Raw genomic sequence first — 15,123 nt, 5'->3', positions numbered from 1 at the left:
TGACTATTACAGAGTATAGACTTGTTGTTATACATTATATTATGGAAGGAAATTATTTTATCTTTCTGCTTACACTATCCATTCCTTTCTATAAAATTCAATACATTTTTATGACTGATTTTTTCCATAATTTCATGGGAAAAGCGTTGTTCAATTTCTTTATTGATGGCCGGATAGGTTGCAGCATTAGCATGTTCGGGAAAGAAAAACGGGTGGCGGGAAGTGTCCGGATGGTCTTTCCAGTAAAAGTAATCGGCTCCATAAGCAATCGCTTCTTTCCCATCCAGATCCAGACCATATTGGATGTGTTCATATAATCTTTCGGGGTGTTCAAGGTCAATATAATCCATGATAAAGTTCAGGCCGATAAGTCCTTTTCTCCTGATCACTTCTTTGGCCAGTTCATCAGGAAGGTTCCGGTTGTTTTTACAGACCGTTCTGTAGTTGGAATGACTCGCCAGGACAGGAATTGAATACCCTTTCTGATCAATATAATTAAAAATATCATAGGCCAGCTGATCACTGGTATGGGCCAGGTCAATGGCTATTTTCCGGTCAGAAATATAGTCTATCAGTACTTTTCCATCATCTTTTAATCCTGCTGTTGCATTATTTCCTCCTCCAAACCGGTTTTCCAGATGGTGAGTAATTCCGATGTACAAAACTTTTTGTGTATTTTCAATGATTGTTTCAAGCTTTTTAAATCCTGTATCAAGACTTTCATCCTCATCACAAAAAGAAGAGGCATTTTCAATAGAAGCAATCACTCCTACCCGATTTTCGTTTTCATGATTTTTATAATTGTCCGTATTGAAAAGGAAAAAATTTTCATGTTTCACCAATTCTGAAAACAACCGGCTTTGCTTTAATCCGTATACTGTGCTGTCTTTTCCCGTTCCCGAATAAATGGCCATTACCTGAAGTCCCACATTTCCTTCTTTTAAATATGGTAAAGAACAACCTATTTCCCTGTCATCAAGGGCAGCATTGGATCGTAATAAATAATAAAGGAGGTCGCAATGCAAATCAATGTTTATCATATTCATTATGAGTTAGTTTTAAATGATTTCTCAAAATCCAATAATACGGTCAACTGTACGGTAATGAAATAATCTGCCGGATGATTGAATCATATTAATTGAGTATATTATTTCAGGTGTTTAAATTACTACTATTATTCATTGTTTATCATATTTATAATGAGCGTATAAAATTTAACATATCTATGATTTTCTCTGGCTTATCAGAAGTCCTTTAACAGCCTGTTTTTTTTAGCAATATCGTAGACCACAGGTTACCTGATGTATGCATATTGATGATATATAAAATACCGGACATAAAAAAGGCCTTATGTCCGAACGGATCAGTATCAATATTAATTCTCATCTAAATAGGTCTTCATATAGTATATTATCTAAAAAAATGCGTATTTTTGCATCTTAAAAATTTCTTAGTATACAATGATAAAAAATTACACTTCCAGACAATAGTGTCAAAGAATTCGAGGGAGCAGTGACTCCTCTAGATGTGGCAAAATCTATAAGCGAGGGATTGGCTAGAAATACCATTTCCGCAATTGTTAACGGTAAACAAGTAGAGACGACCACACCTATAACCACGGATTCTACGGTACAGCTTTTGACCTGGAATGATGATCTTGGAAAGAAAGCTTTCTGGCATTCATCTGCCCACCTTCTGGCGCAGGCAATCCTTGAATTTTATCCTAATGCTAAGTTGACCATCGGTCCGGCAATTGAAAGCGGTTTCTACTATGATGTAGATTTCGGTGACGAAAGTTTATCTGAAAAAGATTTTGAGAAAATTGAAAAGAAAATCCTTGAAAATGCAAAGAAAGGTTCTACATTCTCATTATATCCTGTTTCTAAAGAAGACGCTTTAAAAACTTATGCAGATAACCCTTACAAAGTTGAGTTGATCTCTAACCTTAATGATGGTGAAATCACTTTTGTAACCCATGATAATTTCACAGACTTGTGTCGTGGTGGTCACATTCCTAATACGGGAATCGTAAAAGCTGTTAAAATTTTAAATGCAGCGGGAGCCTATTGGAGAGGAAATGAAAACAATCCTCAGCTGACAAGAGTATATGGTATTTCTTTCCCTAAGCAGAAAGATCTTACTGAATATCTTGAAAGACTGGAAGAAGCGAAAAGAAGAGATCACAGGAAATTAGGTAAAGAGCTGGGAATCTATGCGTTTTCTGAAAAAGTAGGTGCAGGTTTACCGCTTTGGCTACCCAAAGGAACTGCTTTAAGAAGAAAATTAGAAAATTTCCTTTCTGAAGCTCAGAAAAAAGGTGGTTATGAATTCGTTATGTCTCCTCATATCGGGGCTAAGGAATTGTATGTAACCTCCGGACACTGGGATAAGTATGGAGCAGACAGCTTCCAGCCGATCAAAAACGCCGAATGAAGGAGAAGAATTCTTATTGAAGCCAATGAACTGTCCTCATCACTGTGAAATTTATAAAACTTCACAATGGAGTTACAGGGACCTGCCTAAGAGATATGCAGAATTCGGTACGGTATACAGATATGAACAAAGTGGAGAGCTTCACGGCTTAACAAGGGTTCGTGGATTCACTCAGGATGACGCCCACCTGTTCTGTACTCCGGATCAGCTTTCTGAAGAGTTTGAAAAAGTAATTGACCTTACTCTTTATGTATTTAAATCTTTAGGATTTGAAGACTTTGTCACCCAGGTATCATTGAGAGATCCTGACAACAAAGAAAAATATATCGGATCGGACGAAAACTGGGAGAAAGCAGAAAACGCAATCATCAATGCTGCAGAAAAGAAAGGACTGAAAACTGTAATTGAATATGGGGAAGCTGCATTCTATGGACCTAAGCTTGATTTCATGGTTAAAGATGCGTTAGGAAGAAAATGGCAGCTTGGAACCATTCAGGTAGATTATAACCTGCCGGAAAGATTTGATCTTCATTACATCGGAAGCGATAATGAAAAACACAGACCGGTAATGATCCACAGGGCTCCTTTTGGTTCTATGGAGCGTTTTATTGCCATCTTATTAGAAAATACAGCAGGAGATTTTCCATTATGGCTAAGCCCTGATCAATTTATTATTCTACCTATCAGTGAAAAATATGTAGATTATTCAAAAAAAGTTTCACAATTTTTGGAAAATCACGATATTAGCGGTCAGATTGATGACAGAAACGAGAAGACCGGTAAAAAGATCCGTGATGCAGAATTGAAGAAGATTCCTTTCATGCTTGTAGTAGGAGAAAATGAAGAAAAAGAAGGCACGATTTCTGTAAGAAGACGTGGTGAAGGAGATCTTGGAGTAATGAAGATGGAGGATTTTGTTGCTTACTTCAAAAAGGAGGCAGCGATTTAATAAAAATTTAAGATTAAAGGATTAAAACTGATATTATCTTTAATCATTAATTTTTGAGTATTTTAAATAGAAAGTTAACCAATAAAATTATAATACAATAGCACAAAGATTTAACAACAGGGGCCCACAGAGACGTCCGGTACAAGAGGACGCTCACTTGATCAACGATAAAATTCGTGTGAGAGAGCTTCGTTTAGTGGGCGATAACGTAGAGCCGGGAGTGTATCCAATTGACAAAGCAAGACAGCTTGCTTCTGAACAGGAATTGGATCTTGTAGTAATTTCCGATAAGGCAGAACCATTCATTGCGAGAATATTAGACTATAAAAAGTTTTTATACGAGCAAAAGAAGAAACAGAAGGAACTTAAAGCTAAGCAGGTAAAAGTGGTGGTAAAAGAGATCCGTTTCGGACCTCAGACTGATGACCATGATTATGAATTTAAGAAAAAGCATGCTGAGAAATTCCTTGAAGAAGGTTCTAAACTAAAGACCTACGTATTTTTTAAAGGACGTTCGATTATCTTTAAGGACCAGGGAGAAATTTTGCTTTTAAAACTGGCTCAGGAACTTGAGCATGTGGGTAAAGTAGATCAGCTTCCTAAACTTGAAGGAAAAAGGATGATTATGATGATGAGTCCTAAAAAACCGGCAAAATAATTCAACTATTATTTTACATACAAACCTCAAAGTAATTTGAGGTTTTTTTTATTGTACCAAGCATTTCCCGTTAACTGATTGCATATATTTATTATTATGATATGAGATTAGTTTATTCAAAATAATAGCATTGATATTTCATTATTGTTTTTTAAAATTTTAATCAGTTATTATCTTAGATCAAGATATTGTGAAAACTTTCTATCTACATTTGTGATTATAAAAAGTCAAATACACTATTTATTAATCATTAAAAAAGAAACAATGAGCACACTTACATTAAAAGATGGGACAGAGATTTACTACAAAGATTGGGGAAAAGGACAACCTGTTTTTTTTCACCACGGATGGCCATTATCAAGTGATGACTGGGACGCGCAGATGTTCTTTTTCTTAGAACAGGGCTACAGGGTAATTGCTCATGACAGAAGAGGTCACGGAAGATCTGAACAGACTCCTTACGGACATAACATGGATACTTATGCTTCGGACGTTGCAGAAATTGTTGAAGCATTGGATTTAAAAGATGTGATCCACGTAGGGCATTCTACCGGAGGAGGTGAAGTAATACGATATGTTGCCAGGCATGGTAACGGACGAGTTGCCAAAGCTGTTCTGGTAAGTGCAGTGACCCCGATTATGGTTCAGAATGAAAATAATCCGAATGGAGTTCCTATGTCCGTTTTTGATGATATCAGAAATAATACGGCAAAACACAGGCAACAGTTTTTTATAGATATCACTTTTCCTTTTTACGGGTACAACAGAGAAGGTGCAAAAGTATCGGAAGGCATTCAGAGAAACTGGTGGAGACAGGGAATGAATGGCTCCATTAAAGCTCACTACGACTGTATCAAGGCATTCTCGGAAACAGATTTTACGGAAGACCTTACAAGTGTAGATGTTCCTGTATTGGTTATGCATGGTGAAGATGATCAGATCGTTCCGTTTGAGACAACAGGAAAAGTGGCCGCTACCCTACTTAAAAACGGAAAACTGATTTCTTATCCGGGCTTTCCTCATGGCATGCCGACAACGGAAGCTGAAACAATTAACAAAGACCTTTTGGCTTTCTTTACATCATAGTTCTTTAAGCAGACAATATATACGATGCACGGATTCCTCTTATCCGTGCATTTATATTCGGAATAAAAGGATCAGAGAATAAAGTCAATATGATATAAAGCTGAAAGCTCAAGGTTATCTTTACAAAAACCGAAGCTTTGCATGGCTATCATCTTAATATATAACCCGGAGTCTTTTGTATATCACTTTTTTTTTCTTAATTTTGCAGACTATTATTCCTGATATCTTTTGGGAGTAACCAAAACAGATATTGATAACAAAACAATAAAAAAAGCAAAACAATGCCAAAATTAAAAACGAAATCAGGTGCTAAGAAACGTTTTGCTCTTACCGGAACAGGTAAGATCAAAAGAAAAAAACGCTTACAAAAGCCACATCTTAACTAAGAAAGAAACTAAGCAGAAGAGAAATCTTACTACTACTTCTTACGTAGCTAAAGTGGATGAGAAAAGCGTTCAACGTCAATTAGCCATTAAGTAGTTTTTATAAATCTATATTCGGTTTATAAGAATTCAAACAAATTCAAAATTTTAACCCTGAAATGGAGCAGCCAAGTACAATGAAACAGATTGTCGCACATTTCAAAAAAACAATTTAAATTATGCCAAGATCAGTAAATGCCGTAGCTTCAAGAGCTCGCAGAAAGAAAATTTTTAAGCAAGCTAAAGGTTATTTCGGAAGAAGAAAGAACGTTTGGACTGTAGCTAAAAACGCGGTAGAAAAAGCAATGCAATATGCTTACCGTGGTAGAAAAGAGAAAAAGAGAAACTTCAGAGCACTTTGGATTACTCGTATCAATGCGGGAACCAGAGAGCACGGAATGTCTTACTCTCAATTTATGGGAGCTCTTAAAAAGAACAACATTGAGCTTAACAGAAAAGTTTTAGCAGATTTAGCAATGAATCACCCTGAAGCTTTCAAAGCTGTTGTAGATCAAGTAAAATAATGTAGAATACTATTTTGTTATCAATATAAGTCCCGGGCAAAGCCCGGGACCTTTTTCATGTTTATCCCTTGCGAAGCATAAAAAGAGAATCATTTTAACCAATTTAATAAATTTAATTCGTACAAAAAGTGAATTGTATAGAATACATTCTATTTTTAATAAAATTTCATTAAAACTACATCAAACACCCACTATATATAAAAACAAATCTTATTATTTGCTATATTAGCAATCAGAAAATAAGTTAAGTAAATAAATGAAAAAAATCGCTGCTTTTTTATTTGCATCTGTGGTGGCACAAAGCACCAACGCCCAAAGTTTTATTCAAAGCTATAAGGATAGAGCCGATATGGTTACCCAGACAAATATTACCACCTATCTTCAGGAATTTGCCAATCTGGGAATAAAAACAACCGGTTCACAGGCCAACGCCAATGCCCTGGAATGGCTAAAAAACAAGTATACTTCGTATGGATATTCTGCCAGTCAGATTGCAGAAGATCCTTTCACATTCGGAACCACAAGTTCCAAAAATTTAATCGTTACCAAAACCGGTACGGTATATCCTAATAAATATGTTATTATCTGCGGGCATTTTGACAGCATCAACGGCCCGGGGGTAAATGACAACGGAAGTGGCACTTCTATCATCCTGGAAGCAGCGAGGATTTTGAAAGACGTACCTACGGAATACTCTATCAAGTTTATTCATTTCTCCGGAGAAGAACAGGGCCTTAGAGGAAGTTTACATTATGCTAATAACGTTGCCTATCAGAATAACATCCGTGTTTTAGATATTAAATTAGTTTTCAACCTGGATCAGGTTGGAGGGGTGATGGGAAATAACAATAATACAATTTATTGTGATGAGGACCAGGGAGGTATTCCTGATAATAATACAGCTTCTGCAGCAGTAACCCAGGAGCTAAGAAACTGTACTGCATTGTATTCGCCCCTGCAAACAGATGTGGATCCCGCCGCAGATACCGATTATATTCCTTTTGAACAAAAAGGCGAAGTGATTACGGGCTTCTTTGAAAGGATAAGAAGTACTTACCCTCATAAACCAACTGATACTTTTGCCAATACAGATCCTGTATACATTTATAATGTAGGAAAGGCTACCGTAGGGGCTTTACAACACTTTGCCGTTGCATCTGCAAGCAGCCTTGGAACACATGAAACAGGTTTAAAAAACTCGTTGGAAGCTGTAAAGATTTACCCTAATCCCGCAAAGGATACTATCCATATTGAACTTCCTGATTCTAAAATACAGAAATTCAGTTTTGAAATTACAGATGTATCAGGACGCTCCTTATTGAAAAGGACAAATGAAGCAAAAATCAATGTAACCAATCTGGAGAGCGGTGCTTATATCGGGATTTTAAAAGCAAATGATCAGACTGTGGTAAGAAAAAATTTTGATTGAAAGATAATTTTTAGCCTTCGTATATACAAAGCCTTTGATTATTTCAGAGGCTTTTTTTTATGATGCGTCAAAGTATGCATAACAAGTCCAAAACACCCATTAACAACTAAATAATTAATATTTTAACATATTTTCTAAAAAATTAACCACTGTATTGGGATTTAATTATTACATTAGCAATACCAAAACAAATAAATATTATGAAAAGAATTGCTACATTATTATGTACTTCGCTACTCGTTCAGAGTATGGCGGCCCAGACTTTTATCCAGGCCTATAAAAACAGGGCTGATATGGTTACCCAGGCAAATATTACGGCCAATCTGCAGGAATTTGCCAATTTGGGCATAAAAACCACGGGTTCACAGGCAAATGCCAACACTTTAAACTGGATTAAAAACAAGTATCTGTCTTATGGATATACTGCCAGCCAGATTGTAGAAAGTCCTTTTACCTTCGGAAATACAAGTTCAAAAAACCTGATTATTACCAAAACCGGTACGCTCTATCCTAACAAGTATGTTATTATCTGCGGACATTTCGATACCATTTATGGCCCGGGGGTCAATGACAACGGTAGCGGAACTTCTATCATTTTGGAAGCGGCAAGAATTTTAAAAGATGTTCCTACAGAATATTCTATAAAATTCATTCACTTTTCCGGGGAAGAACAAGGGTTAAGAGGAAGCAGCCATTATGTGAATAATATAGTATACCAGGGAGGGGTCCGTAAACTGGACATCAAATTGGTTTTCAATCTTGACCAGGTAGGAGGAGTAAGAGGAAACAACAATAATACAGTATATTGTGACGAAGATCAGGGAGGTGTTTCGTCTAATAATGCCGCTTCTGCAGCGGTGACACAACAGCTTAGAAATTGTACGGCTCTCTATTCCCCTCTTCAGACTGAAGTAGACCCGGCTGAAGCTTCAGATTATATTCCTTTTGAGCAAAAAGGAGAAGTAATTACCGGTTTCTTTGAAAGGATCAGAAGTACTTATCCGCATTCATCCAGAGACACTTTTGCCAATATGGATCCGGTGTATGTTTATAATATAGGAAAAGCAACAGTAGGGGCTTTGCAGCATTTTGCAACAGCTTCCACAACTTTACCCTTAAACAGGGAGACATCGAAAAATTCATTGGAAACAACAAAAATCTATCCCAATCCGGCAAGCAGTATTTTAAATATAGAATTCCCCGGCTCCAAAGAAAGTAATTTCAGTTTTGAAATGAAAAACCTGATGGGAAGAACCGTTCTTAAAGCAAACAATGAAACCAGGATTAATGTTTCTAACCTGGAAAACGGGGTTTATATCGGAGTTTTAACAGTAGGTGAACAGACTATCTCAAAAAATATTCTGATAGAGAAATAAGACCTTGTCTTAATGAAGAGGCCGTATCACGACTCGTGAAAACGGCCTTTTTTTATGAAATTTCCTGTAACTTATTTTCGTTTAAACGATTTTTGACCCGCATCGTCTAACGGTGATACACTTTCTTTATCCAGTTGCAAATCAAGTAGAAACACCCAATATCTTTTAATAATTAAAGTTAAGGGAAACGGTATAATATCTTCCATTTCCTCTTACGTATTCGGCGTCACGTGCTGTATACATCGAGGTAGGTGTAAAATAAGAAGTGTTGAGCACATTTTCTATTCCCAGCCCGATAGTAATTAACTTATTGAATCTATAGCTTCCCTGGAAATTGAACAGATTAAAATCCTTTACAGGACCTTCTCCTTCATCATACTTTCCTGAAGCAGCCGGTTCAAATTTTTCTCTTTTAAACGAATACATATGATAGATTCCCAATTGCAGGTTTTGGCTTTTATCATTCCATTTAATGTAAGAATTCAATCTTGCAGGGGCTATTCGTAAGCCGCTCAGGTATTTACCGTAGCTATTGTCATTCTTTACGTCTACTTTTCCTTCCTGATACGTATAATGTGTTCCTACTGTTAATCCTCGTACCGGATAAGCAGTAACCGCCAGCTCTACTCCGCTAATGTATTGCGGAGCCCGGAGAGGAGTCCAGAAACCATTCACAGAAACCAGGTCTGCTCCCAGTTTGGAATAGTTATAAAAATAGCTTGCCGAGAAATCAACATGTGTTCCGATTTTACTGTTGAACCCTATTTCGTAATTGTCAATCACTACCGGATCTGTATTGATCTCATTAAGAACATTACTTTTAGCATCCCTGAGCACACGTCCTAAATCATAGATATTAAATCCTCTTGAATAAGAAGTAAAGGGCTGAAAGAAATCAAATGCCACATAGCTTACTCCTACATTGTAAGATAAATTGGAATAATTCAGCCTTCCTCCCTGCACATTGAACGGTATGTCTTTATTGGATGGTAAAGTAGTATAATCCGGCACCTTCACAGACATCTTGTCCCATCGAAGCCCGGCTTTTAAAGTAAGATCAGTGGTAAGAAATAATTTCCCCTGCACAAAAGGTGCTGCAGCAATCATATTCATCTCAGGAACCCAGATTCGCCCATCTACCAGAGGCTGGCTCGTTTTTTCATTCAAAAGATCCAGACCATAAGTTAATGAACCCTTTAATCCGTTATCCCGGCCAAATTCCGTATTAAAATCTGCTCTGAATCCATATTTTTTTTCTAAAATAGCTGACTGCCCGCCGGTTTTCCATCGTGGCGGATTGCGGTAATCATAAATGGTATAAAAGTCCTGGAAATAAAGAATGGTGGTAAGGCTGGTATGATGGAAAATATTTTTATTACTGTATTTAAAATACCCGTTGTGATTGTATCTTGTTCCTTCTTTCACTCCTTCCCTTTCTCCTAATTTCCCGGTAGAAGGCCGCTCTCCGTATTTACCGGGATCCAGTATATACCTGGAATCCTGCAAACTTGAATAGTAGTTGTACATCACTTCCAGTCTGCTGCCGGTATTAATATTATATCCTATTTTAGCAAAGGCGTTATTCACGGCTGTTTCTCCTAATCCATATCTTGGATTCTGAACCAATCCTTCACCATCTATTTTCACCCCGTTCTGAGTAAAAGTTCCGTTGACAAGATAATCCCATTTTCCTGCATTTCCATAGAAGCTTTGCGAAATCCTGTATCCTGCCCCTCCATCTGCTTTAAACATTTTGTTATTAAACAGCTCATGACTGGTAAAACCCAATACCGTTTTACCTGAAAGAGGTTTGTCTGAAATACTTTTCTGCGTGATATAATTAATAATTCCCCCTTCTGCTCCATTACCATAGATCGAGGTAGCTCCTTTTACGACTTCAACCTGTTCCAGCACTGAGGGATCAATACTTCTGATTTCCCTGTCATTATTCCGTAAAGGACTGGATTGGGGGATTCCGTCAATCATGATAAGAACATTTCTTCCTCTCAAAGTTTGTCCCCTGTTGCTGACAAGATTATTTCCGAATGCCAGTCCTGGTACTGTATATGCCAGAATAGTGCTGAGATCCGGAGAAATTAATGATTGCTCAGCAATTTCTTTCTTATTGATGATATTTACTGTAGAAGCTGTTTTTTTGACAATTTCAGGCGTCCTGGATGCCGTAACAATTACTTCCTCCAATCTGTTTTGATTTACCGAATCTTTTTTCTGGGCTGTCACATGGGAAAATACCATAAGGCTGCCGATCAAAAAAATAGATTTTCTCATACCGTAATGTTATTTAGAATAATTAAAAACAAAGGTAGTTTTTTTTAATCATCATCAAAGTTCATCCCTTTTAAATACATTATTTCAAAATCATGTTTAAAATAACACCATAAACCGTATTAAACGAAAATAATTAACATTATTTACCAATTAACATCAATATATTTATCTTAACTGATAATCATCATATATGGAATTCAAGTAAATCTATTGAAGACCTCACAGCCGCTATTGATTCCTGCTTTCAAGAGTCCTCTCTATATCTTCTAAAGAAAAACCTTTTGTTTTCAATAAAATCAGAAAATGATATAAAAGATCGGCAGCTTCATTTTTAAAAAGTTCAGCGTTATTGTCTTTAGCTTCAATTACCAGTTCTATAGCTTCCTCGCCTACTTTCTGTGCAACTTTATTGATCCCTCTTTGGTATAAAGAATACGTGTAAGATCCCTCTGATTTTTGATCAATCCGTTGGGAAACTGTATTTTCCAGTTCATATAAAAATCCTTTGGCTTCTTTTTCCCCGAAACAACTAAAGCTTCCTGTATGGCAGACTACATTTTCAGGAATCACTTTTATCAAAATTGTATCCCTATCACAATCTATGTCTATACTTTTTACTGTTAAAAAATTACCGGACTCCTCTCCTTTTGTCCAGAGCCTGTTTTTGGAACGGCTGAAGAAGGTAACAATTCTCTCCTTTTCCGTTTTTTCAAAAGCTTCTTCATTCATATATCCCAGCATAAGAACCTGTAATGTCCTGTTATCCTGGATCACAACAGGAACAAGCCCGTTGTCTTTATTAAAATTAACTTTCATCGTACCTGGATTTTTTTTAATTTAAGTTGTTGTTTTAATCCTTGGATAGTCATTTCATTGAAATGAAATACACTAGCAGCTAATGCTCCTGTTGCCTGCGTTTCACTGAACACTTTAACAAAGTCTTCAATTTTACCCGCACCTCCTGAAGCAATAACAGGAATACCAATGTTTTCCGAAACCAGTTTTGTAATGCGAAGATCAAAACCATTTTTAGTACCATCACCATCCATAGAGGTCAAAAGAATTTCTCCTGCTCCTAATTTTTCTGCTTCCCTGGCCCAGTCTATAGTAGTAAGTGCGGTGGTTTCTTTTCCTCCTTTGATATGAACAAAATCATATGCTCCTATTCTTTTTGTATCAATGGCCACAACAATACACTGGCTGCCAAATTCTTTGGCAAGCTCAGAAACGAGCTGCGGATTTTTTACTGCCGAAGAATTAATGCTTATTTTGTCTGCCCCTGCCTCCAATAGTTTCCTAACATCTTCAACAATAGAAATTCCTCCTCCAACAGTAAATGGAATGCTTAATTCCTTTGCAATTTCTTTTACCAGTTCTGCAAATGTTTTTCTGTTTTCAATCGTAGCCGTGATATCAAGAAAAACCAGCTCGTCAGCACCTTCACGTTCATATTTTTTGGCAAGCTCCACAGGATCTCCTGCATTTTTTAAGTCTTCAAAATTAACTCCTTTTACAGTAGTTCCATCTTTAATATCCAGACACGGAATAATTCTTTTTTTAAGCATTTTCAATACAATTTTGAAGTTGTTGCAAGCTTATTTTACCTTCATAAATGGCTTTTCCAATGATTGTTCCGGAGCATCCGAGATCTTTCATTTTATAGACATCTTTAATATTGGCAATTCCACCGCTTGCGGTTAACCGGACCGAAGTTCTGGATAAGATCTCGCTATATAAACCTGCTGCAGGACCTTCCAGCATGCCGTCCTTTGCAATATCGGTACAAATCACATTCCGGATTCCCTTTTCCTGATATCCAAGGATAAAATCAATAATATCCTGATCACTTTCTTCCAGCCATCCGGAGGTTTTAATTTTTCTGTTCTCACAATCCGCCCCAAGAATAATTTTCTCCGGACCATATTGCTCAATCATCCTGAAACCAAACCCGGGATCCTGTACAGCAATACTTCCCAGTGTAATTTGCTGAGCACCGGAATCAAAGGCGGTTTGTATGTCTTTCTCCGTTTTTAATCCTCCACCAAAGTCAATATGAAGGGATGTTGAACGGGCAATGTCTTCCAGTACTTTCTGATTAACAATATGCCTGGATTTCGCCCCGTCCAGATCTACCAGGTGAAGAAACTGAATACCGGAGTTTTCAAACTCTTTCGCTACTTCTACAGGGTTTTCATTATAAATTTTTTTGGTGGTATAATCTCCTTTTGACAGGCGTACACATTTCCCGTCGATAATATCAATGGCCGGAATTATTTTCATTATAATCTTATAAAATTGTTTAAAATCTGGCTGCCAATTTCTCCTGATTTTTCAGGGTGAAATTGCACCGCATAAAAATTGTCCTTTTGCAAAGAAGCACTAAATGGCAGGATATAATCACACACCGAGGTTGTAAAACCGGATAGTTCACAATAATAGCTGTGAACAAAATACATATCGCTTCCGGCTTCAACCTTTCTAAACAATGTCCCATCCTGAGCCGAAATGGCATTCCATCCCATATGAGGAATCAGGCCATGGGAAGGAAATTTTCTGACCTTAATATCAAAGATCCCCATTCCTTCGGTATCTCCTTCTTCATTGTCTTTACACATCAGCTGCATTCCCAGGCATATTCCCAGGACCGGCTGTTTCAAATCGGGTATCAGTACATCCAATCCCTTTTCCTTTAACCGCTTCATGGTAGATGAGGCTTCTCCAACTCCCGGAAAAATCACTTTATCCGCTTTTATGATCTGCTCAGGATCATCCGTAATTACCGAATCAATATTTAACCGATTCAGAGCATTTTGAACGGAATTGACATTTCCTCCGTTATATTTTATTATAGCAATCATCTTTATAAACTTCCTTTGGTTGATGGTAAACTGTAATTGGCATCAGATTGATTGACCGCCATTTTAATCGCTTTTGCAAAAGCTTTAAAAACAGCTTCTATCTTATGGTGCTCGTTATTTCCTTCCGCTTTGATGTTCAGATTGGATTTTGAAGCATCTGTAAAAGATTTAAAGAAGTGGTAAAACATTTCTGTAGGAACATCTCCTATTTTTTCTCTTTTAAATTCAACATCCCAAACCAGCCATGGCCTGCCTCCGAAATCTATAGCCACCTGTGCCAGGCAATCATCCATCGGAAGAAGGAAGCCATACCTTTCAATCCCTTTTTTCTGTCCTAATGCCTTCAAAATTGCTTCTCCCAGTACAATAGCAGTATCTTCTATCGTGTGGTGTTCGTCTACTGAAAGATCTCCGTTTACTTTAATTCTGAGATCCATATTACCATGTCTGGCGATCTGATCCAGCATATGATCAAAAAAATGGAGCCCTGTAGAAATTTCTGATTTCCCTTTTCCGTCGATATGTACTTCCACTTCTATTTCCGTTTCCTTGGTTTTTCTGTAAACATTTGCCCTTCTCATACCCGATTTTAAAAACCGGTAAATATCCGCCCAGTCCGTAGTAGAGAGTACCGCTTTCTCATTAAAGCTTTCATTGAGAAAAATAGATTTAGCACCCAAATTTTCAGCTAGTTGAATATCTGTATTTCGATCACCAATTACATAGGAATTTGCAAGATCATACTTTCCATATTTATATTTTTCAAGCATACCTGTTCCCGGTTTCCGGGTCGGCAGATTCTCGTGCTCGAAACTTTTGTCAATTAAAATATCGTTAAAGATGATCCCTTCGTTTTCAAAAGCTTTCAGCATCTTTTCATGCGGGCCGGTAAAGTCTTCAAAAGGAAAACTTTCTGTTCCCAGACCGTCCTGGTTGGTTACCATCACCAATTCATAATCCAGCTCATTGGCAATTTTTGAAAGGTTGCTGAAAACGCCGGGATAAAACTCCAGCTTCTCCAGTGAATCCACCTGGAAATTTATGGGCGGCTCAATGATAAGCGTACCGTCACGATCTATAAATAATACTTTTTTCATAT

Annotated in this window: 12 protein-coding genes and 2 pseudogenes; 7 read left to right on the top strand and 7 right to left on the bottom strand. The window is 37.2% G+C overall.

The window, feature by feature from the left end:
- Window positions 1-74: 74 nt before the first annotated feature.
- A complete protein-coding gene (locus HX13_RS10190; RefSeq protein WP_050020980.1) occupies window positions 75-1,046 on the bottom strand; it encodes a dipeptidase in 972 nt (323 codons plus the stop codon).
- A gap of 424 nt (window positions 1,047-1,470) precedes the next feature.
- Between HX13_RS10190 and thrS the strand changes: the two are divergent.
- The 7 genes and pseudogenes from thrS to HX13_RS10160 all read left to right on the top strand — a co-directional run bounded on the left by thrS (window position 1,471) and on the right by HX13_RS10160 (window position 8,877).
- A pseudogene (gene thrS / locus HX13_RS10185) lies at window positions 1,471-3,382 on the top strand (threonine--tRNA ligase).
- A gap of 157 nt (window positions 3,383-3,539) precedes the next feature.
- Window positions 3,540-4,040 (top strand): translation initiation factor IF-3, encoded by a 501-nt coding sequence (gene infC / locus HX13_RS10180; RefSeq protein ID WP_115960727.1) that lies wholly within the window; start codon window positions 3,540-3,542, stop codon window positions 4,038-4,040.
- A 264-nt stretch (window positions 4,041-4,304) separates the two neighbouring features.
- On the top strand, window positions 4,305-5,126 hold the full coding sequence (locus tag HX13_RS10175; RefSeq protein WP_050020979.1) for an alpha/beta fold hydrolase: 822 nt from the start codon (window positions 4,305-4,307) through the stop codon (window positions 5,124-5,126).
- Between the two features lie 281 nt (window positions 5,127-5,407).
- A pseudogene (gene rpmI / locus HX13_RS22030) lies at window positions 5,408-5,606 on the top strand (50S ribosomal protein L35).
- 121 nt (window positions 5,607-5,727) lie between these two features.
- Entirely contained in the window at window positions 5,728-6,072 is a 345-nt protein-coding gene (gene rplT, locus HX13_RS10170; protein ID WP_050020978.1) for a 50S ribosomal protein L20, read from the top strand.
- Window positions 6,073-6,328: 256 nt separating this feature from the next.
- On the top strand, window positions 6,329-7,501 hold the full coding sequence (locus HX13_RS10165) for a M28 family peptidase (protein ID WP_050020977.1): 1,173 nt from the start codon (window positions 6,329-6,331) through the stop codon (window positions 7,499-7,501).
- A gap of 200 nt (window positions 7,502-7,701) precedes the next feature.
- Window positions 7,702-8,877 carry a M20/M25/M40 family metallo-hydrolase gene (locus tag HX13_RS10160; protein ID WP_050020976.1) on the top strand — a complete coding sequence of 392 codons (1,176 nt, stop codon included), beginning with the start codon at window positions 7,702-7,704 and terminating at the stop codon, window positions 8,875-8,877.
- 165 nt (window positions 8,878-9,042) lie between these two features.
- On the opposite strand, the gene HX13_RS10155 is transcribed toward HX13_RS10160, so the two are convergent.
- The 6 genes from HX13_RS10155 to hisB all read right to left on the bottom strand — a co-directional run bounded on the left by HX13_RS10155 (window position 9,043) and on the right by hisB (window position 15,121).
- Window positions 9,043-11,166, bottom strand: a complete 2,124-nt coding sequence (locus tag HX13_RS10155) for a TonB-dependent receptor (RefSeq protein WP_050020975.1) — start codon at window positions 11,164-11,166, stop codon at window positions 9,043-9,045.
- A 228-nt stretch (window positions 11,167-11,394) separates the two neighbouring features.
- A complete protein-coding gene (hisIE, locus tag HX13_RS10150; RefSeq protein ID WP_050020974.1) occupies window positions 11,395-11,982 on the bottom strand; it encodes a bifunctional phosphoribosyl-AMP cyclohydrolase/phosphoribosyl-ATP diphosphatase HisIE in 588 nt (195 codons plus the stop codon).
- Entirely contained in the window at window positions 11,979-12,731 is a 753-nt protein-coding gene (hisF, locus tag HX13_RS10145) for an imidazole glycerol phosphate synthase subunit HisF (RefSeq protein WP_050020973.1), read from the bottom strand. The genes hisIE and hisF overlap by 4 nt, the downstream gene beginning before the upstream one ends.
- Window positions 12,724-13,446 carry a 1-(5-phosphoribosyl)-5-[(5-phosphoribosylamino)methylideneamino]imidazole-4-carboxamide isomerase gene (gene hisA, locus HX13_RS10140; RefSeq protein WP_050020972.1) on the bottom strand — a complete coding sequence of 241 codons (723 nt, stop codon included), beginning with the start codon at window positions 13,444-13,446 and terminating at the stop codon, window positions 12,724-12,726. Before hisA ends, hisF begins: the two co-directional genes overlap by 8 nt.
- Window positions 13,446-14,024 carry an imidazole glycerol phosphate synthase subunit HisH gene (hisH, locus tag HX13_RS10135; RefSeq protein ID WP_050020971.1) on the bottom strand — a complete coding sequence of 193 codons (579 nt, stop codon included), beginning with the start codon at window positions 14,022-14,024 and terminating at the stop codon, window positions 13,446-13,448. Before hisH ends, hisA begins: the two co-directional genes overlap by 1 nt.
- 2 nt (window positions 14,025-14,026) lie before the next feature.
- The gene (gene hisB / locus HX13_RS10130) at window positions 14,027-15,121 is read right to left on the bottom strand and encodes a bifunctional histidinol-phosphatase/imidazoleglycerol-phosphate dehydratase HisB (protein ID WP_050020970.1); all 1,095 of its coding nucleotides are present in this window, start codon (window positions 15,119-15,121) and stop codon (window positions 14,027-14,029) included.
- Between the last annotated feature and the right edge of the window lie 2 nt (window positions 15,122-15,123).

It is taken from the genome of Chryseobacterium sp. P1-3 (assembly GCF_000738495.1).
GTDB classification, from domain to species: Bacteria; Bacteroidota; Bacteroidia; order Flavobacteriales; family Weeksellaceae; genus Chryseobacterium; species Chryseobacterium gallinarum.
This window is presented reverse-complemented; position numbering and strand designations above follow the sequence as displayed.

Bases quoted from the DNA above. Each gene is read 5' to 3' on its own strand.
- HX13_RS10190 (WP_050020980.1), bottom strand. From the start codon at position 1,046: ATGAATATGATAAACATTGATTTGCATTGCGACCTCCTTTATTATTTA.
- HX13_RS10175 (WP_050020979.1), top strand. From the start codon at position 4,305: ATGAGCACACTTACATTAAAAGATGGGACAGAGATTTACTACAAAGAT.
- rplT (WP_050020978.1), top strand. From the start codon at position 5,728: ATGCCAAGATCAGTAAATGCCGTAGCTTCAAGAGCTCGCAGAAAGAAA.
- HX13_RS10165 (WP_050020977.1), top strand. From the start codon at position 6,329: ATGAAAAAAATCGCTGCTTTTTTATTTGCATCTGTGGTGGCACAAAGC.
- HX13_RS10160 (WP_050020976.1), top strand. From the start codon at position 7,702: ATGAAAAGAATTGCTACATTATTATGTACTTCGCTACTCGTTCAGAGT.
- HX13_RS10155 (WP_050020975.1), bottom strand. From the start codon at position 11,166: ATGAGAAAATCTATTTTTTTGATCGGCAGCCTTATGGTATTTTCCCAT.
- hisIE (WP_050020974.1), bottom strand. From the start codon at position 11,982: ATGAAAGTTAATTTTAATAAAGACAACGGGCTTGTTCCTGTTGTGATC.
- hisF (WP_050020973.1), bottom strand. From the start codon at position 12,731: ATGCTTAAAAAAAGAATTATTCCGTGTCTGGATATTAAAGATGGAACT.
- hisA (WP_050020972.1), bottom strand. From the start codon at position 13,446: ATGAAAATAATTCCGGCCATTGATATTATCGACGGGAAATGTGTACGC.
- hisH (WP_050020971.1), bottom strand. From the start codon at position 14,024: ATGATTGCTATAATAAAATATAACGGAGGAAATGTCAATTCCGTTCAA.
- hisB (WP_050020970.1), bottom strand. From the start codon at position 15,121: ATGAAAAAAGTATTATTTATAGATCGTGACGGTACGCTTATCATTGAG.